Annotated in this window: 15 protein-coding genes and 1 riboswitch; of the genes, 12 read left to right on the top strand and 3 right to left on the bottom strand. The window is 43.9% G+C overall.

What is annotated here, in order from left to right:
* Positions 1-135 precede the first annotated feature (135 nt).
* The 12 genes from B9A22_RS06290 to B9A22_RS06235 all read left to right on the top strand — a co-directional run bounded on the left by B9A22_RS06290 (position 136) and on the right by B9A22_RS06235 (position 15,317).
* Positions 136-1,302 carry an ABC transporter substrate-binding protein gene (locus B9A22_RS06290; RefSeq protein ID WP_084574858.1) on the top strand — a complete coding sequence of 389 codons (1,167 nt, stop codon included), beginning with the start codon at positions 136-138 and terminating at the stop codon, positions 1,300-1,302.
* A 193-nt stretch (positions 1,303-1,495) separates the two neighbouring features.
* Positions 1,496-1,685: riboswitch (cobalamin riboswitch) on the top strand.
* Between the two features lie 92 nt (positions 1,686-1,777).
* Positions 1,778-2,812 (top strand): nicotinate-nucleotide--dimethylbenzimidazole phosphoribosyltransferase, encoded by a 1,035-nt coding sequence (cobT, locus tag B9A22_RS06285; protein ID WP_084574939.1) that lies wholly within the window; start codon positions 1,778-1,780, stop codon positions 2,810-2,812.
* On the top strand, positions 2,812-3,867 hold the full coding sequence (locus B9A22_RS06280) for a nicotinate-nucleotide--dimethylbenzimidazole phosphoribosyltransferase (RefSeq protein ID WP_084574857.1): 1,056 nt from the start codon (positions 2,812-2,814) through the stop codon (positions 3,865-3,867). Before cobT ends, B9A22_RS06280 begins: the two co-directional genes overlap by 1 nt.
* Positions 3,868-3,874: 7 nt before the next feature.
* A complete protein-coding gene (locus B9A22_RS06275; RefSeq protein ID WP_176215416.1) occupies positions 3,875-5,680 on the top strand; it encodes an LTA synthase family protein in 1,806 nt (601 codons plus the stop codon).
* 443 nt (positions 5,681-6,123) lie between these two features.
* A complete protein-coding gene (locus B9A22_RS06270; protein WP_245823842.1) occupies positions 6,124-6,840 on the top strand; it encodes a GntR family transcriptional regulator in 717 nt (238 codons plus the stop codon).
* A gap of 12 nt (positions 6,841-6,852) precedes the next feature.
* Complete coding sequence (uxuA, locus tag B9A22_RS06265) at positions 6,853-7,944, top strand: mannonate dehydratase (RefSeq protein ID WP_084574854.1); 1,092 nt, start codon at positions 6,853-6,855, stop codon at positions 7,942-7,944.
* Between the two features lie 19 nt (positions 7,945-7,963).
* Positions 7,964-8,485 (top strand): TRAP transporter small permease, encoded by a 522-nt coding sequence (locus B9A22_RS06260; RefSeq protein ID WP_084574853.1) that lies wholly within the window; start codon positions 7,964-7,966, stop codon positions 8,483-8,485.
* Positions 8,485-9,777 (top strand): TRAP transporter large permease, encoded by a 1,293-nt coding sequence (locus tag B9A22_RS06255; RefSeq protein WP_084574852.1) that lies wholly within the window; start codon positions 8,485-8,487, stop codon positions 9,775-9,777. Before B9A22_RS06260 ends, B9A22_RS06255 begins: the two co-directional genes overlap by 1 nt.
* 98 nt (positions 9,778-9,875) lie before the next feature.
* A complete protein-coding gene (locus tag B9A22_RS06250) occupies positions 9,876-10,895 on the top strand; it encodes a TRAP transporter substrate-binding protein (RefSeq protein ID WP_084574851.1) in 1,020 nt (339 codons plus the stop codon).
* Positions 10,896-11,065: 170 nt separating this feature from the next.
* Positions 11,066-12,682 (top strand): mannitol dehydrogenase family protein, encoded by a 1,617-nt coding sequence (locus B9A22_RS06245; RefSeq protein WP_084574850.1) that lies wholly within the window; start codon positions 11,066-11,068, stop codon positions 12,680-12,682.
* A 69-nt stretch (positions 12,683-12,751) separates the two neighbouring features.
* A complete protein-coding gene (locus tag B9A22_RS06240) occupies positions 12,752-13,633 on the top strand; it encodes a LysR family transcriptional regulator (RefSeq protein WP_084574849.1) in 882 nt (293 codons plus the stop codon).
* A 109-nt stretch (positions 13,634-13,742) separates the two neighbouring features.
* Complete coding sequence (locus B9A22_RS06235) at positions 13,743-15,317, top strand: PAS domain-containing sensor histidine kinase (protein WP_084574848.1); 1,575 nt, start codon at positions 13,743-13,745, stop codon at positions 15,315-15,317.
* Between the two features lie 137 nt (positions 15,318-15,454).
* On the opposite strand, the gene B9A22_RS06230 is transcribed toward B9A22_RS06235, so the two are convergent.
* From B9A22_RS06230 to B9A22_RS06220, 3 genes are read right to left on the bottom strand one after another with little or no spacing between them, the layout of a single operon-like run.
* Positions 15,455-17,782, bottom strand: coding sequence for a cache domain-containing protein (locus tag B9A22_RS06230; protein WP_084574847.1), 2,328 nt, complete (start codon positions 17,780-17,782; stop codon positions 15,455-15,457).
* A gap of 12 nt (positions 17,783-17,794) precedes the next feature.
* A complete protein-coding gene (locus B9A22_RS06225; protein ID WP_084574846.1) occupies positions 17,795-18,166 on the bottom strand; it encodes a response regulator transcription factor in 372 nt (123 codons plus the stop codon).
* Entirely contained in the window at positions 18,135-19,919 is a 1,785-nt protein-coding gene (locus tag B9A22_RS06220; protein ID WP_084574845.1) for an HD family phosphohydrolase, read from the bottom strand. Before B9A22_RS06220 ends, B9A22_RS06225 begins: the two co-directional genes overlap by 32 nt.
* Positions 19,920-20,163: the final 244 nt, after the last annotated feature.

The following is a 20,163-nucleotide window of genomic DNA, read 5'->3' as shown; positions in this document are numbered from 1 at the left end:
ACCTATGTAATATAATGTAGAACTATAGCGGACGAGATTATAAAAATACTATAAAAGTATCTTGGTAGTATACTTTTATGCGTGCGTTTAAGGTCGTGTAGCAACATGACCAAAAAGAGGGGGAAAATTTTTATAATGAGTAAGAGAAGTGTAAGACTGGCAGCTGTAGTCACGGTAATGATGTTTATGACCGGTATGTTGGCCGGTTGCGGTGGTCTGGCCTCAAATGACATTAAAATTGGTATCCTTAATGAAATGACTGGCGGTAACGCAACTTTTGGCACCTCGTCAGCAAACGGAGCCAAGATGGCTATCAAGGAAGCAAATGCTAAAGGCGGCTTACTTGGCAAGCAGATTCAAGCCGTTATTGCCGATAATAAAAGTGAACCGTCAGAATCGGCCAATGCCATGACAAAGTTGGCAACACAAGACAAGGTTGTGGCTGTAACTGGTATGTTTGCCAGCTCTAATGCTATTGCGGCATCGAGTGTGGCTGAATCAACCAAAATACCTTTCCTTGCTGTAGGTGCGACAAATCCCAAGGTTACAGTTGATGAGAAGAGCGGTAAGGTAAAAGACTATTCTTTCCGTGTATGCTTTATTGACCCGTTCCAAGGCACCGTCGGTGCAAACTTTGTACTCAATACTTTAAAGGTTAAAAAAGCAGCTATCCTGGTTGATAGCAGCAGCGATTACAGTAAAGGGTTATCAGCCTTCTTTAAAGATGGGTTCACTAAAGGCGGCGGCAGCATTCTGGCGGAAGAAGCTTACTTACAGAAAGACCAGGATTTTAAAACCATCTTAACCAAAATAAAAGCGTTAAATGCCGAGGTTATTTATGTACCAGGCTATTATGAAGAAGTAGGCAAGATCGTAAAGCAAGCCCGTGAATTAGGCATTACCGTCCCTGTTGTCGGTGGTGATGGCTGGGATTCGCCTAAATTAGTAGAAATAGGCACTGCAGCAGCTTTGAATAATACTTATTTTACTAATCACTACTCAGTGGATGATACCAGTGCGGCCTCCAAGACCTTTGTCGATGCTTATAAGAAAGAGTATGGACAAGCACCTGATGCCATGGCTGTACTTGCTTATGATGCCGCCAATGTACTCATTGATGCCATCAAACGCGCTAACAGCACAGAACCTGCGAAAATTCGCGAGGCTCTGGCTGCAACCAAGGATTACCCGACTGTAACAGGATCAACCACCTTGAATGCCACCCATGACGCTGTGAAAAATGCAGTCATTATTGAAATGAAAGATGGAAAGCAAGTATATAAGGCTACTGTTAAGCCGTAGGATAGAAAGCCTGCAGTTCTTTAATGGACTGCAGGCTTTTTTAGTCTACCAGAATTTATAATGCAATTCTGTTGACATAAGAACGACTAAGGCTTCTGCCGGCGTCCTGAGGGACTTGGCACAAGCCAAGTCTTTTCTTATCTCAATTGTCTTGACGCAAAGGGAGCTCCTTTGTTATAATGACCACAGTTACATACGATGAACGGTTAAGGTGCCTCCCAAAACCTGGGGGGAGAATAGGGAAGTCGGAGTATGGGAGATTCCATACATACGCGCGGGCCCACCACTGTACCGGGAAGACCTTACATATGTCACTCGCAAGGGGAAGGCGTAAGAGTTGATGAACCGGGAGCCAGGAGACCTGCCTTACACCGCTAAACCATCCTTCATGGAAAAGAAGGCTTTTTTGGGATTACCCAAAAGAGCCTTTTGTTTTTTCTCTGTCATAATTGTATTTAAGATGCGGGGGGTTATTATGAGTTTGCTACAAGAAACATTACTGAGAATTACGGCTCCGGACACTGCTCTGATGCAGCAGGTACAGGATAGACTGGATGGGCAGCTAAGGCCGGCCGGCAGTCTTGGACGCTTGGAACAAATGGTGCGGCAGTACGCAGGGATAATCGGCCAGTTGCAGCCTGAGGCGCCTCGCACCTGCATGGTTGTAGCCTCGGCAGATCACGGGGTTGCCAAGCAAGGGATAAGCGCATACCCAGTAGAAACCACCATCCATATGACGGCCAATTATCTAATATCAAAAGGCGGCAGTGCGAATGCTTTTGCTAATTTCTGTGGGGCCGATATGGTGGTGGTTGATATGGGAGTAGCTGGTGACTTATCGCATGTCCCAGGGCTGTGGCACCGGAAAATAGCCTATGGCACTCAGGATTTTACCCAAGGCCCGGCTATGACACGGGAGCAGGCCGTGCAGGCAATAGAAACAGGTATTGAAATTGTCAATGACCGGGTACGGCAGGGGTATACCTGCTTTAGCCTTGGGGAGATGGGGATTGGCAATACGACAGCCAGTGCAACCATTGTCGGGGCGTTTACTGGTTTGTCACCCGAACAGGTTACCGGACGGGGTACAGGGATTTCTGACAGCCGGATGCAGGTGAAAATTGATATTGTTCGCCGCGCGCTGGAATTAAATAAGCCTGATGCCAGGGACGGACTTGATGTTCTGGCTAAGGTGGGAGGGTTTGAAATCGGGGCATTGGCAGGTGTTGTTCTGGGATGTGCAGCCAACCGGTGTGCCGTTGTGATTGACGGGCTCAATACCACGGCAGCAGCTTTAATTGCCAACGCCATTCACCCCTTGAGCAAAGAGTATATGTTTGCTTCTCATCTGTCAGGTGAACCAGCTCACATTATTGCGCTGCGGTATCTTAATCTGGAAGCCTGTCTAGATATGGGGGTACGCCTAGGTGAAGCCATTGGGGCCTCAGTAGTTGTTGATATGCTCGAAGTATCCAGCAAGCTGCTAAATAACATGGGGAGGCAAGGCTAATGTTTAAAGAGACAATTGCGGCAATCAAGCCATTAGATACAGAAGCCATGGAGAGGTGTCAGCTAAGGGTTGACAATTTGACAAAACCATTAAACAGTCTATATTCCTTTGAACATATTGCTTGTCAGCTGGCAGGCGTCACCGGCAACCCCCGCCCCGGTAGTCTGGAAAAAGCTATTATTATTATGGCTGCAGATAACGGGGTAGCTGCTGAAACTAGCTATGAGCAGCAGGTGACAACAGCTCAGCGGGTGATTGGCTTCTGCCAGGGCAGTGCGGCCATTAACGTATTTGCTGAGCATGTTCATGCTAGGCCGGTTTTAGTAGATATCGGCGTTGCCTCAGACCTGCCGGTGCTCTCGGCGATCCGGCATGAAAAACTAGCTTATGGTACAAACAATAGTAGTCAGGGCCCAGCCATGACACGGGAACAGGCTGTCCAGGCCATTGAGGTGGGCACAAGGCTGGCCCGCGAAGAAGTTGCCAAAGGTGTACAGATCATAGGCTTAGGTGAGATAGGGATGGCAGGTATTATTCCAGCTCTTGCTGTTACCGCTTGTTACAGTGAGCAACCGTTGGCCGGATTATCCCAGCAAGAAGCAGCGCTTATTAAGAAAATATTAGAAGTCAACAGTCCTGACAAAACCCATCCCCTTGATGTATTGACAAAAGTGGGCAGTTTAGCCATAGCTGGGTTAGTAGGTGTCATATTAGGGGCGGCAGCTGGTCGGGCGGCGGTGGTCTTAGATGGCCTTGCCACTAGCGCGGCGGCACTGATTGCCATTAACCTGGCACCTGGGGTTAAGGACTATTTGATTGGTTCACATTTTGCTGCAGAGCCGGCCCACCAGGCTGCTCTCAATATTATTGGTATACCTGCATATCTAAAGCTTGAGATTAATCTAGGTGAGGGAACAGGTGCTGCTCTTGGAATGTCGCTCATTAATGCTGCGTTACACATGTTAAATGATATGAAAACCTTTGGCGAGGCCGAAGTCGCTGTGGCGCAAGACGGGCCAGGTGCATTAAAGCAAAGCAAGGATGTTAGAGATTAGGCTAACGATGGCAAACGCATATGGTTTTTGGGTACTATGGATTGGTACAGTAGCCTCCTTGTTGTTTAAATCTGTCCTGCTTATAGGGGTTGTGAACTATACCGAATTTTTTAAAGCCGCTTTCTGGGATGTTTGCTCTGTTGTCCCCACATATACTGTCTATCTGGCTTTTTTAGTCATTCTCTTGTCGACCTGCTTTTTGCTGCCGCGCCGCTGTCGTCTATGGTTTTTGCTTGCAGTCAACTGCGGGCTTTCTTTTATATTTCTCTTTGATTTATGGCATTTCAGAGCTTTCGGTACTTTTCTATCAGTCCATGTGGTAAGTCAGGCTGCCAACCTCCAAAACCTTGGCAGCAGCGTACTGTCGATGAGCCGGGAAGAGGATGTCCTGCTGTTTTTGGATATCCCTCTCTTATTGGTTGGTGCCTTATTTGGCCATAAACGCCACTGGCAGACCGCTCAGAGCAAACGGCTATATTGGCTCTTGACAGGTGCTGGTGCAATCTATCTGCTTTATGCCCATTATGTGTTTGATATCTCAGCAGAGCGCGGGCAAAAGCAGTTCCTGTTTGCCATGTGTTGGGCTCCCAGCCAGACTGTTACCGGGTTATCGCCTTTGGGATATCATGCTTTTGATGTCTATAACTATCTTGCGGAATGTCGGACGCTGGTGCTGAGTAATCAAGAAAAAGAGGGGATCGAAGCCTGGTACAGTCAGAAAAGGGAAGTGCTGCCAGCTAATGAGTATAAAGGGCTATTTAAAGGGAAAAACCTTATCTTTATCCAGGTTGAATCCCTAGAGAGCTTTTATTTGAAAAACTTATTAAACGGTCAGGAGATTACACCTAACCTTAATAAGCTGCTCAGTAACAGCCTCTATTTCTCTAATTTTTATGAACAGGTCAGCAATGGCACCACCGCTGATGCTGAGTTTATGGCGAATACTTCCATCTATCCCTTGCGCCGGGGAACTGAGTATTTTCGCTATCCCAATAATACATACAATTCGCTGCCCAAGCTGCTCGCCAAGCGAGGCTATTCAACGTTGGCCATTCACCCTGACAACAAAGCGTACTGGAACTGGCAGTACAACATGGAGTCAATTGGCTATGACCTATGTCTGGATTCTTCAAACTTTGTTATGGATGAACAAATCGGGTTAGGGCTAAGTGACGGCTCTTTTTTTCGTCAGACATTGCCGATTATCCGAGAGCAAAAGCCGCCATTTTTGACGTTTATGATTACCCTGACAAACCATAGTACCTATGAACTTCCCGATAAATATAAGGAGCTTGTACTAGACGAAAAATTTGCAGGAACAATGCTGGGGAAAAGCTTTCACACGGTGCATTACACCGACCAACAAATAGGAAAATTGCTGACCAACCTGGATGAAAGCAAATTATTGGATAATACTGTTGTTATTATTTATGGCGATCATACTGGTGTACATAAACTATATCCCCACCAGATAAATAGTATTATACCTGCTGAAGACTGGTGGCTTGATAATCATCGACAAATCCCCCTGATTATTTTCCAGAAGGGGCTAGTCGGACAGGAAATAAAAATCAGAGGTGGTCATATCGATATATTACCGACAGTGGCCTATCTGATGGGGGTCGACGAAGAGGCATATGGTCATACTGCTATGGGGCGAAATCTGCTCAATACTGGCAAAGATTTCGCTGTGCTGGCTGACGGACAGTTTGTTGGTTATGCGGCAAGCGAGCAGGAAAAGGAGCAGGCCGTTCAAGGCTGGGAGCTGGCAGACAAAATTATTAGCAGCAGTTATTTTGGTACACGAGACTGAGGGGAGCTTGCTTCACCCTGAATTTCTGGCAGCTATGCATGCAAGAAGAACAGCAGGTGGTATTTTGTGAAAATTGTATTGATGTTTGCATGAGTGATCCGTTCCGGATTGTAACGTGGAACACGTTATAATCATCAGGAACGGATTTGTTTTTTTTAAATATTTCCATGATATAGTATTATTTTTCATGATGTGGAATGAAACGTGGCAGGTATTTTAAAAATCTTGTCAAATTATTAGTTTCTGTTGTCATCTGTCTTGATCATTAAACGCAGATGTTTTAAATCAGGACTAACAGGCTCCAATTCTGGCAGGGGATATAATCCCAGAAAGCAATGTGAAAAAAACACAAAAAAATCTAAATTTTTTCGTATTTTTAATATATATTAGTCATGCTAGTATGGTAGTGTGTGATTGTGGAGACGAAGGAGGCTGCCGGAAAGTTGCTGATTATAGAGCAAAACCCTCACGAGTCAATTCGCGAGTATGTATACAGGTTTTTGAAGTTAAATATTATAGATCTCAACCTTCCGCCAGGGCAAAGTATTTCGGAACAAGATGTGGCAACTCAATTAAGGGTCAGCCGCACTCCGGTAAGAGAAGCTTTTATCAAGCTGTCACAGGAGAATCTATTAGATATTATTCCACAAAAGGGAACCTATGTTTCCTTAATTGACACAGATCAAGTCGAAGAGTCTAAGTTTGCTAGGGAAACGCTGGAAAAAGAGGTTATTCAGCAGGCTTGTGCTGATTTTCCCAGTGAGGAATTATTTCAACTACAATCTTGCTTAGCACTCCAAGAGTTATGTATCAGCGAAAAAAACTATCATCGCTTTTTTGAACTTGATGAAAATATGCATAGCATTATTTTCAAGGGGTGCAAGAAGGCTCGCATCTGGAATATGCTGCAGCTGATGAATGCACACTACAATCGGGTTCGCATACTGAATCTTAAAGGAAAGGAATTTGAATGGGATCAGCTGCTTGAACAGCACCGCGAGCTTGTTAAAGCTATTCGGGAAAAAGACGTAGCCTTGGGCAAAAGGACAATTGATTTGCACCTAAATAAAGTAGTTGTTGATTTGGAGCACTTAAGAAAAGAACAGGGACATTATTTTTTGACGACTAAACAGCAAGTATTTACTGTGACTAACAAGTAGGAGGATGTTATTATGCTAATGTCTTTTCGATGGTATGGTAATAAGCTGGATAAAATTCCGCTCAAGTATATCAGACAAATTCCAGGTATGAAAAATGTGGTCAGTGCCATATACCATATCCCTGTGGGCGAAGTGTGGCCTTATGAGGATATCCTGGAGATTAAAAATCAGATTGAAGCAGCCGGTCTCACGTTTAAGACTGTTGAAAGCGTAAACGTTCATGAGGATATCAAACTTGGCCTGGCGACCCGTGACCGTTATATCGAAAATTACTGTATTACATTAAAGAATCTGGCTAAAGCAGGTGTCGATGTAGTCTGCTACAACTTTATGCCGGTCTTTGACTGGACGCGGACCGAATTGGCGAAAGAGCTGCCTGATGGTTCTACTGCTCTTTTTTATGACGAGAATATTATCCGCAACCTAGAACCTTCAAAGATGGTTGAGGAAATGGAAAAAGGATCTAATGGTTTTGAACTTCCAGGCTGGGAGAAAAGCCGTTTAGCCTCCCTTAAACAGTCATTTGAGTTATATAGAGATATCGATGAAGAAAAATTGTTTGCAAACCTCAAATATTTCCTGGAAGGCATTATTCCCACTGCCGAAGAGTGTGGCATTAAAATGGCCATTCATCCGGATGATCCCCCCTGGTCTGTGTTTGGTCTGCCGCGAATTGTAACCTGCAAGGAAAACCTTGAACGAATTGTCAAGCTTGTTGACAGCCCGTCTAATGGTCTTGCGCTGTGCAGTGGTTCGCTGGGAGCAAATCCGAATAATAACATTCCAGAGATTTTTGGTCACTTTGCTCAAATAGGTCGTCTCCATTTTGCCCATGTGCGCAACATTAAGATTTATGAGCCAGGTGTGTTCAGTGAAGTTGCGCATAAAGACGATACTTCCTCGCTTGATATGTACGCTATTATGAAAGCGCTCCATGATGCAGGTTTTACCGGTCCGCTGCGTCCTGACCACGGTAGGATGGTGTGGGGTGAGGAAGGCATGCCAGGTTACGGTCTCTACGACAGGGCGATGGGTGCTGTATACCTATATGGCTTGTGGGATGCGATCGACAGGTGTTCCAAAGGTTCCTTTTCCGCTAAATGATGATTAAGGAGGCAAAGACTTGGAATCTCTAAAAAAAGTTGCTTTAAAAATTGACACGCTATTTGAAACTTGCGCAATATTTGCTTTGCTTGGTGTTATTATCGTCATGGCTGTTCAGGTATTGACTCGCAAACTGTTTAACTTTGTTTTTTTCTGGTCAGAAGAAGCCATTCTGTTGTGTCTGGTATGGTTTGCTTTTATGGGTATTGCCATTGGCTTCCGCGAGGGTGTGCATATGGGCGTCGAAGCGTTGACTGACCGCATGTCTCCTAGGGTTAACTTCTGGCTTGACAAGTGGATTGAGATAATGGGACTTCTCTACGGCTTATACTTTGTTGTCTACGGCTGGGAGTTTACTGTACTCATGTTTGACTCCACCCTGCCGGCCACCAAATTGCCTAACAGCATTGTGTATCTGGTTATGCCAGTAAGCGGCCTTATGGTTTGCGCTTATTCGCTCTTGCACCTTGCCGGCATTGATACCAAGCGCCACACAGGTTCTGATCTTGAGATTGGCGGAGACATGGAGGGCAAAGCGTAATGGACGTAAATGATATTGCAGTATGGCTGCTGGGAATTAGCTTTATTGGAACCGTACTTCTTAAACTGCCTGTAGCCCAGGCGTTATTTGCCTCATCTTTGTTAACCATGATATTTCTTGATGTTCCCCTTCCTACTATTGGGCAGCAAATGATTAACGGTGTTAGCACCTTCTCCTTGTTAGCTATTCCGTTTTTTATTCTTACCGGCCAAATCATGGGTGAAGGCGGCTTGGCTCAGCGACTGGTCAATTTCGCCAGTCTGTTGGTAGGCAGGATTCGTGGTGGTCTTGCGTTGGTAAACTGTATTGCCTGCATGTTTTTTGGCAATATTTCTGGCTCAGCCGGTGCTGACGCTGCTTCTGTCGGTTCAGTTATGATCCCGGCCATGAAGAAAAAAGGCTATGATGCCGACTATGCGGTTGGTCTTACCATTTCTTCAGCCATCCAAGGTGTTGTTGTACCGCCTAGCCATAACTTAGTATTGTACTCTATCGTTGCTGGTGGTATTTCTATTAAGAGTTTGTTTCTTGGCGGTATTGTTCCCGGTTTTATTTTACTTGGTTCACTTATGACTGTAGCTTATTTAATGGCCAAGCAACGTAATTACCCAATCAGTGATCCAGTTGACAGAAAAGATATACCTCGTATTGTATTTGACGGACTGTTATCTATTTCACCGGCCTTCATTATCCTTGGTGGTATTATTTCTGGGGTGTTTACTGCCACTGAATCAGGGGCTTTGGCGGTTGTCTATTCCTTTATTCTGGCTTTCGGCTTTTACCGTGATGTACCGGTAACACGTATGTGGAGTGTGCTTAAACGTACTTTGCGTACGGTATTGATGGTGTACTTCCTAATTGCCGCATCGGCTGCCTTTGGCTATGTAATGGCCTACCTCAGCATACCTGATATGATTACCTCTTGGTTTTTGAGTATATCAGACAATAAATATGTTATCTTAATGCTTATGAACATCTTGCTCATAATTTTGGGCGGGCCGATGGATATGGCACCGATGATTCTGATTTTGACACCTGTCCTGCTGCCAGTAGCGGTAGCGTTTGGCATGGATCCGGTTCACTTTGGTCTTATGCTGGTATTTAATGCCGGAATAGGATTATTGACGCCTCCGGTTGGAACAGTATTGTTTATCGGCTGCGCTATCGGCGGCGTCAGTATATCCCAAGGTACGAAAGCCATGATGCCATTCTTCTATGCTATGCTGGTAGTTCTGGTCCTAATCACCTATGTTCCGCAAACTGTTCTATGGCTGCCATCTCTCTTTAAATAGAGTCTAATTAGGGTTTGCAAACGGATGGCAGAGGGGGCGATTTGTACAGAAACTGTCACGCTTTATAGGTATCCGTACTAATATTAAGGGGGAGAACAATGAAAAGTAAAAAATGGTTAGCAGCATGTTTAGCAGTTGTATTAGGGGCAGGCGTTGTAGTCTCAGGCTGCGGCGGTGCTAAAAAAGACGCACCTGCAGGTGACGCTCAGAAACCTAAGTACACTTTCCGTTTGGCAGAAGCCCATCCATCCGATTATCCGACGACTCTTGGTGACAAAAAATTTGCCGAGCTGGTAAATGAAAGAAGTAAAGGTCGCATTCAAATAAAAGTATTTGATTCTGCTCAGCTTGGTGATGAGAAGTCAGTTGTTCAGCAGATTCAAATGGGTTCTCTTGAATTCACCCGGGTAAGTACTGGTAACCTGGCCGAGTTTAATAAGGCATTTGGTGTTTATTCCCTGCCGTATATCTTTAATGATGATGCCCATGTATGGAGATACCTTGACAGCGAATCAGGTAAGCAAATGTTAGCCAGCCTTGATAAATCCAAGATGGTGGGACTTGCCTACTATAGCTCAGGCTCACGCAGCTTTTACACCAAAAACCCTGTTAAGTCGCCTGATGATTTAAAGGGTATGAAAATCCGTGTTATTCAAAACGCTATCAACATCGACCTGATGAAAGCCTTTGGTGCTAGTGCAACTCCGATGGCCTATGGTGAAGTATTCAGCGCCCTGCAGACAGGGGTTATCGACGGTGCTGAGAACAATGCTCCCAGCTACCTGACTGCCAGCCACAATCAGGCTGTAAAAAACTATGTTTTGGATAGCCATCAAAGAGTTCCTGAAGTGTTGATGATGAGCAAGCTTGCTTGGGACAAACTGTCTGAAGAAGATCGCGCGCTTATCAAACAAGCAGCTCAAGATTCTGTCCCATATCAAAAAGAACAATGGAACAAGTTTGAAAAAGACGCTATGGATAAGCTTATTAAGAGCGGCGTAGTTGTTACTGAAGTTAAAGACGTTAAACCTTGGCAGAATGCTGCCAAGCCAGTTATTGATAAATACGGCGTTGACTTCAAAGCCGAACTGGAAGCTATCCAAAAATTAGCTAAATAGTAGAGTGTAAAAAAGTATATGTGCGGCGGCTGTTCATCCAAATGATGAACAGCCGTTTGCTTACTAATTTGTGGTAATTGGCAGGTATGGTATAGTTGTCCTGTGCTAATAATTTTAGCAGTAGTATTTGGCTTTTCAAACAGGTAACAAGAGAAGAAGGGAGTCAACTAATGTTACATTTAAACAAAGATAGTATCAAAAATACCGCCATGTGGGAACAGGCAGGTATCGAAAGTATGAAATTTAATTATGATCAAATGACAGCTATGACACAGGCAAACCCAACATGGGTACACTTTGGGGCTGGCAATATCTTCAGAGGTTTTATCGCCATGCTGCAGCAAACATTGCTAAACTCTGGCAAAGCCGATACCGGCATTGTGGTTGTTGAAACCTATGATTATGAAATCATAGAAAAAATTTATGCGCCTTATGATAATCTAGGATTATTGGCTATTATGAATACAGATGGCAGCTTAGAAAAAAAGATCATCGGAAGTATTAGCGAAAGTCTAGTAGGCGATCCTGCTAGAAAAACTGACTGGCAGAGGCTGAAAACCATATTTGCTAACCCCTCATTACAACTAGCCAGTTTTACGATAACCGAAAAAGGTTATAGCCTAAAGAATGCCGTCGGCGATTACTCAGCCGATGTCCAAGACGATATGGAAAACGGGCCGGAAAACCCGAAAAGTGTCATGGCCAGGATTACCTCCTTAGCATATACACGCTATCAAAATGGAGAATTGCCGATTGCTTTTGTAAGTATGGATAATTGTTCCCATAATGGTGATATCCTTCATAGCTCAGTTGCGGCAATTGCTGAAACCTGGAGTCAAAGGGGCTTAGTCGCAAAGGATTTTGTACAATATATAAATAACCCTGCCAAGGTATCATTCCCTTGGAGCATGATTGACAAAATTACCCCCAGACCTGCCGAGAGTGTTAAGCAAGGCTTGAATGAAAGCGGTTTTGCCAGCACCGAGATTCTGTGTACAGCTAAGAATACCTTTATTGCACCTTTTGTTAATGCTGAGAAATCCGAATATCTGGTCATCGAAGATAAATTCCCGAATGGCCGGATGCCGCTTGAACAAGCTGGGGTAATCTTTACCGACCGGCAGACTGTGGATCGGGTAGAAAAGATGAAGGTATGTACTTGCTTGAATCCTTTACATACCTCACTGGCTGTTTTTGGCTGTTTGCTTGGCTATACGTTGATTGCAGACGAGATGAAAGATACCGAATTAAAAAGGCTGGTAGAAAAAGTAGGTTACGAAGAAGGCATGCCAGTTGTTGTCAATCCGCAAATTATTGATCCCAAGGCTTTTATCAAAGAAGTAATTGAAGTAAGGTTCCCCAATCCGAATATTCCTGATACACCACAGAGAATTGCCACAGATACATCCCAAAAAGTCGGCATACGGTTTGGCGAAACCATTAAGGCCTATGGCGAAAGAACAGATTTGGATGTTAAAAGTCTTACTTATATCCCCCTTGTTATTGCGGGCTGGTGCAGATATCTGATGGGTGTCGATGATCAGGGCAAGGAGATGAATTTAAGTTCAGATCCGTTATTGAGTACCCTGAAATCTCATGTTGCAGGAATTAAATTTGGGGACAGTGAATCTGTACAAGATCACTTGAAACCAATACTATCTAATAAAGATCTGTTTGGCTCAGATCTTTACAGTGTCGGCTTAGGAGAAAAGATTGAAGCCTATTTTAGCGAAATGATAGCTGGAGCCGGTGCGGTAAGAGCTGCCTTGCAGAAGTATTTATCTTAATAAAAACAAAGCTCAAGCAGTGGTTTGATGCCTGCTGCTTGAGTTTTACTATTTGAATGGAGCAATAACATGGAGATCAGACAATTGGAGTATTTTATTGAGGTTGCACGTCAGAAAAGTTTCAGTAAAGCGGCTGAAACGCTGCACGTGTCGCAGCCTTCTATTAGTAAGGCCATCAAAGAGCTGGAAAATCAGCTCGGCTCAGTATTGTTTTACCGGAATCCTAAATATGTTGAACTGACAGATGCTGGCGATGCAATCCTTGAACAGGCTCAACAGGTTATTTCCTCTTTTCAAAATATCAATGCACAGCTAAGAGGAATTACCCAGATGCAGACAGGAAAAATCCATATAGGGTTGCCTCCTATCACTGGCGTGAGTGATTTTGCCCAACTGTTGGGAAGATTTAAAAACGAATATCCCAATATCCAAATTAACTTGTATGAATATGGTTCCAAGAAAATAGAAATGGGAATTCAAGATGGTACGCTGGATATGGGGATAATCTATGTACCCTGCGAAGCAGAACAGCTTTATGAGGCAATCTCTTTTGTCCAGGATCCGCTCAAGATTGTTATGCACCCGCAGCACCCGCTAGCTAGCAAATCTATTGTTACCTATCAGGAACTTAGAAATGAGCATTTCGTTTTGTATAGCAGTGATTATATCCTGCATGACAAAATTATTGAACGATGTAAAGAGGCTGGTTTTTCACCCCATATTATCTTTGAAACATCACAGCGAGAGCTGATGACTCAGATTGTTGCCGCTCGTCTTGGTGTTGCTTTACTTCCAAGCAAAGTCTGCCAGGAACTGAATGCTGGCACCTTTACTACGCTGCCTATGGCTGATCCCCAGGTTTTTTTAAGATTAGCTATGGTTTGGAAAAGCAGGCGGTATTTATCACATGCGGCCAGAGCACTCATCGATTTTGTAAAAAAGCAGCTTTGATTTATCCTAATAATTTGAAAATTACTAAGTTTAATAAAGGATTAAGCAATAAAGCGTGGAATATATAAAAATATAGCGAAAATACCATTAATTTCCAGGAGGAGCTCGGATGAAAAACCATGATAAAAACGATTTATCTGCAGAATCAAGAGAGCTTCGGCACCGAATAAGTCTGTTAGAGAGGGAAAACGCGCACATAAAGAATGCATTATTGGAAAGTGAGGAGAAACTAAGTACCCTAATCTCTGCCGCTCCGGACCTGCTTTGCTTCAAAGATCAGTATGGCAGATGGCTGGAGGCCAATGAGTTTACGCTTAATCTATTTGGCTTAGACCAGTATCAATACAAAGGCAAGTCTGATTTGGAGTTAATGGAGATTTGCAGTAATTACCCCGATGCGTTAGACTACTGTGCCTGTACTGACAAGCAAGCGTGGTTAGCCGGCAACCCGATTAAAGTGGAATTGGATATCAGTACAAAGAACGGTTATACAATTACCTTTGACATTATAAAAGCGCCTATTTATTATCCTGATGGATCTCCTAAGGGGATTGTCGTTATGGGCAGAGATGTTACTACTCGTAAACAGATGGAAGAAGCTTTACGGCAGCGGCAAAAAGAGTTTAGAACCTTAGCCGAGAACTCTCCTGATGTCATTATCCGTTTAGACAAGAATCTGACCTACCTGTATGTTAGTCCGTCAGTCACCCGTTATACAAAGATTGACCCTAGAATGTTTATCGGAAAAAGTATGGGTAAGATAGCCCCCAGTAAAGAATATATAACCACTTTCCAAGAATGGAAACGAGAAGTTTTAGCCGTAATAAATACAGGTAAACCATCGACAATCGAATCTGAGATGAAGCTTTGGTGGCGTAGAGGTGAGCTAGTCGCTTATCATGCCCGCTTTATTCCTGAGTTCTCCGAAAGTGGTTTAGTAGAGTCGGTGCTTTGCATTATACAAGATGTTACTGAGAAAAGACTATTGGAAAAAGAGTTTGCCCGGCTGGATAGGCTCAATGTAGTTGGAGAAATGGCCGCTAGTATCGGCCACGAAGTAAGGAATCCAATGACTACTGTTCGCGGATTCCTGCAGATGCTTAGCAAAAAGAGTGGCTGTGTTCAATATAACGATTATTTTACTATCATGATTGCAGAATTGGACAGGGCTAATTCGATCATATCGGAATTTCTGGCACTTGCCAAAAATAAAGCAATAAATCGCGAGCTTTACAATATTAATGAAATTATAAATTCTATGATGCCTTTGCTAGAAGCTGATGGTCTAATGGCCAATAAATATATAAAAACAAGCCTGGGTGAAATTCCAGATATACTTGTTGATCACAAAGAAATCCGCCAATTGATTCTTAACCTTGTAAGAAATGGACTAGAAGCAATGGAAGCTGGCGGAACGCTAACAATTAGAACCTATTTAGAGGGTAATGATATTATTTTAGCTGTTGAGGACGAAGGGAGCGGAATTGAGCCTGAAGTAATGGATAAAGTAGGAACGCCATTCTTTTCCACCAAGGAACAGGGGACCGGATTGGGGCTGGCCGTATGTTATAGTATTGCTAATCGCCATGATGCGATGCTTAGATATGATACCAGTTTAAAAGGTACAATCTTTTTTGTCATTTTTCAAGACCGCAATGGTACAGCCAAAGAGGCGATAAGCTGAAGGGGCATGCCAAAATAAAATCCTGCGGGAGTTATAGTCTGAACCCATAGGTTGGGACTATAACTCCCGCAGGATTTTTATTTGAGAAAACAAGCCACTGGAGATATAAAAAGGTCGAGGCTGCTAGCTTTGAAGGGTCATCCAGAATCTTTTCTCTCAGTAGTGTTGCCAAGTAGCAGAAAAAACACGTTTTCGAAGCCTTTCTCAAAACGCAGAGATCTAAGTATGCCGTGCTGCTCAGAGAATCGGCTGTCAATGATGATTATATCAGGCATTAGGGATTTAGCTCTTTTTATGCAGTCGTCACTATCATCGGTACTAAAGACGATATAGCCGCTTGCCGCCAGTGATTGGGTTAGATGTTGAAGAAGGGTCTGGTCGTCATCGACAACTAAGATGTTTTTTCGATGACTTTCAAGAGATAATAGGGATTTGATCTCGCTCAGTAATACTTCGATATTGACTGGTTTGGTCAGATAACGGTCAACACCAATTGAGTAACCGCGCTGCTGGTCTTCAATAATCGAAAGCATAACAATCGGGATATGCATGGTATCCGGGTTATTTTTTAGTATAGCCGCAACGTCAAATCCACTCATTTTTGGCATCATGACATCTAAGATAATAAGGTCTGGTGTGGTTCTGTCAGTACGGAGCGTATGGTAAATGCGTTCTAGAGCCTGCAAGCCGTCACTGGCTTCTTGTACTGTATAGTCTGAAGCTTCCAGTTCCTGACGAAGGAGGGTGCGGATGTTGGCCTCATCGTCTATGACCAGGATGTTTTTAGCGCTTTCATCACCTCTTTTGCTGTCTCGTGTGTGGCATTTGACCTGGTACAGTAATAGATCTCGATTAATACTGCTTAATTCTCTATTTGCCTGTGGCGAGACTGGGAGCGTGAAACAAAAGCTGCTTCCTTGGTCAGGTTGGCTTTCTACCCATATCCTGCCACTGTGATGTTCAATAATTTGCCGGCAGATAGGCAGTCCCAGGCCTGTGCCTCTAGGTTTCTCGGTAAGAGTGTCACCAATTTGTTTGAACTTTTCAAACACTGTCTGCTGATCTTCCTTGGCGATACCGATGCCAGGATCGCTAACTGTAACTAATACCCCGTCTGCCGTCTTTACGGCGCGGCAAGTAATAGAGCCTTCGGCTGTAAATTTGACTGCATTGGAGATGAGATTGATGAGCACTTGAATCAATCTATCCCGGTCAGCAGGCACAGGGGGGAGGTCTGATTGGATCTCGGTAATAATCGTAAGCCCTTTTTGGGAGACAAGAAATTCAGTGGAATTAACTGCTCTAGTAATGATATCTTTTATAGCTTGCGGTTCTATTTTCCAATTAACCTTGCCTGCCTCCATCTTAGCTAAATCAAGCACATCGTTGATTAAATCGGTCAGGCGTTCGCCTTCTGCGACAATAATATTAATATTGCCGTTGATTTGTTGCATAGCTTTAGTTACTTTTAGGTCATCGGTAGTGATTTGCGGCAAGATCACAGTTTCTAATTTTTTTTGGATAATCCGGGCGAATCCGAGAACAGAGGTTAATGGGGTTCTTAGCTCATGAGATACCGTAGATAGAAAAGAAGACTTCATTTCATCCAACTGTTTTAATTCTGCGTACGCCTGTTTCAATTCAAATGTCCGTTCGCTAACCAAATCCTCGAGGTTTTGGTTGTGGAGTCTAAGTTTTTGCCTCATTTGCTCAAATGTCTTAGACAGGTAGCCAATCTCATCTTTGGAATGGGCAGTAATTTCAGTGTCCAAATCGCCAACAGCCAGGCGGTTTGCTGCACTAACAAGTAGTTTGACTGGTCGAATTAAGGAACTGGTTAGCAACCAGATTACAGCAAGTATAACGAACCAGCCAAGTAGAAAGGATTTTGTTACACTGCGTATAGCATCTCCGGTAATTTTGTCGACAAAACTCTTATCGGCTCCTACATACCATATACCAATAATCTTGCCTGTTTCATCCCGGAGAGGCCGATAAGCTGCCTGATATTTAACGCCTACTACGTCAGCCTCGCCGAGGAATTCCTGTCCTTCACCAAGCACAATTTGAGATACTTCAGCAGAAACTTTTGTACCAATTACCCTTTTTTCCGCCCTCATTATGTTGGTGGCAACTCGGGTATCTCCCTGAAAGATAGAACAGGTGTCTCCTGTTTGCTGCCCTACTTCATCTACAAACACAAAATCCTCATTAATGAGGGTAGCGCCTTTATATAGTTTGCCATCACGAATTGCCCAAGGACCAGGATAGCGGCTGTGGAGCAGAGCTTCAGTCAAATTCAAATCGCCACGCACTTTCTCCATGGCAACTAATTCGGCTTCCTGGCGGATTTGCTCAGTGGTCCATAGTATCGTCATACATAGGCCTAAGACGACTGCGAGACTAATTGAAATAATAAACCGCCAGCGGATGGAATAGATTCCGAAGGAGTGACTGTTTGTCACGCCCAACCCTCCCTAGATTTTTAGGATTTGTGCTGCCTTTGCCAGAACAGCATCTGGATCAAATGGTTTAAAAATGTATTCATCAGCTCCGGCCTGCAGGCCTTTTTGACGGTCTGTCTCCTGACCTTTGGCAGTCAAAAGTATCAGATAGCAGTCGGTCTGTTGTTTGATTTGTCTACAAGCGTCATAACCATTTAGTTTAGGCATCATAATATCAAGAAAAATAAGTTCTGGTGATTCTTTTAAGGCGAGAGCCAAACCCTCTTCTCCGTCTTTGGCAAATAATAATTGAACTCCTGAATCATCAAGGTCTTCCAGCGTTTGTTCCAGCAGCGCCCGGATATGAGGCTCGTCATCGACGATGAGTATCTTTTTGGTCGTCACAGTTTTTTCGCTCCTTCCATTCAGGATTAATATTATTAATATCTTGCCACCAGTGGGTGTCGGTGTTTAGAATGCTTGAAAGGACATCGACGATCAGGGGATCCAGATAACCAGCCTCAGCCTCACCGCGTAAAATGTCCAGCGCCTTGTCGGTAGTAACCGGTGACCGATAGGGACGGTCTGACGCCGTGAGTGCTTCAAATACATCAGCTACACAGAGTATTTTAGATTCTAACAGTATTTCTCCCGCAGACAAGCCGTTGGGGTAACCATTTCCATTCAAACGTTCATGGTGCTGGTAGGCAATATCGGGGATCTGGTGTAAATGAGAGGGAAAAGGTATTTGTTTTAATATTCGGTAACTTTTTTCTGCATGGGTTTGTATTTTTTCAAACTCCTGCTGCATCAAATTACCCCTTGATACGCAGAGCGCTTCTGCTTCTTCCGGTAATAAGAAGGGTTGGGGCAGCTTCTCCAGATCAATATAAGTCCGCTGAGTCAGTTCTTGTACCAGACGACATTCGGTAGCTGACAGGCTATGGGCCTCGTTTATACCTCTTATGAAAGACAGTTCCTCAGACATGTTTTGCCCAGTAGTCACTGTGATAAAATCAAACCTGGTCTTGATGGCCAGCAGCCGGTCCGGGGACAGTCTAGCCCGTTTAGTCAAGATTGCTTCAGGCACGCCGATCTTACCAATATCATGAAGAAGGGCGGCATATTCCATCTCCTGTAGTTTGATGAGCGGCGCTTTTTTAGGGCGCCCTTCTTTTTGCGCAGTATCATATAGTTGGTTTAATTTTTTTGCGATAGCTAAAGAAATATTGGCAACCCTGCTGGAGTGGCCAGCAGTACAAGTATCCCGTTCATCGATGGTAGCACCGGCCACAAGGATAATGGAATAGGCCATATCCTCTATTTCATGGAACAGTCGAGCTGTCTCAAAGGCTGTTGCTACCTGAGAGGCAATGACCTCAGTAAGTTTCAAGTCTTCTGATGAAAAGCAGTCTGAGTCTGATTTATGGCTTAAATTAATAACACCTAGAATGTGATTATCCAGCTTTAAGGGAACACATAAAAGTGGTTCTGGGCAGTCTGTAACTACTGCCAAACGAGGATCCAGGCAGGCATCATCCACTATTTCTGATTTGCCACTGGTGAGTACAATCTCTGCTAGTTGATAGGCTGCATTAGTCAGAGCACCAGCACAAGAAGCTACTCCATAGCTGGCAGTAACCCCTAGTTTGCCTGTTTTCGGGCAAGTTAGCATTAAGGAGCCAGCCTGCGCTTTAATAAAGATTCGAACCTCTGATAGTATAATTTCTGCTAGCTTATTTTGGTCAAGACATGAGCCGATTTTTTCCCCAAACTGATATAACAAAGCAAGCTCGCGATAACGCGTCAGGCTGTCATGGGTGATACATCGCTGTTCCCATTGCTTCTGAGCAAGCTGAGAAAGCAGTTTGCCCCCGAAATCAGCTAACACAGCTTGCAGCCCAGCAACCCCTTGGTGGCAGCCCGCAGGCAGACTGGTTCTTACTGTGCCAACTAGTTGATTATCCACTACGATCGGGCTTTGGGCGGTTGGCTTAGTTGCTGTCTCCGGCCCGGATAAAAAGAATACATTTTCGTCCAAATCAAAAACGCCTAAGATAATATCGGGGAAAACAGGAGATATAGATGCGAACAGTGTTTGCACAAAAGTCCTATCAAGCAACCGGCTGAGCCGGGTTGTTGTCAGAGATGAATTCATCAAGGCCCGCCCTTTCACCCCAAGTCATATTTGCTCAAAAATGTACAAGTAAGTACTACTTCCATGGAAATATTTAAATTACCTGCAGCATTTGTCTAACTTTTGGAAAAAAATACTACAAAAAATGGCACTTGGAAATAGCTATATATGTCAAAAGAAAGGGCTTAGTCCTTTTATTAAATCCACAAGCTAAGAGTGTATAAGTCCAAACATAGAAGGATAATGAAGGTAATTGTCGAATAAT

The organism is Sporomusa malonica (assembly GCF_900176355.1).
Lineage (GTDB): Bacteria > Bacillota > Negativicutes > Sporomusales > Sporomusaceae > Sporomusa > Sporomusa malonica.
Note: the sequence above shows the minus strand (reverse complement) of the source record. Positions and strands in the feature narration are given on the sequence as shown.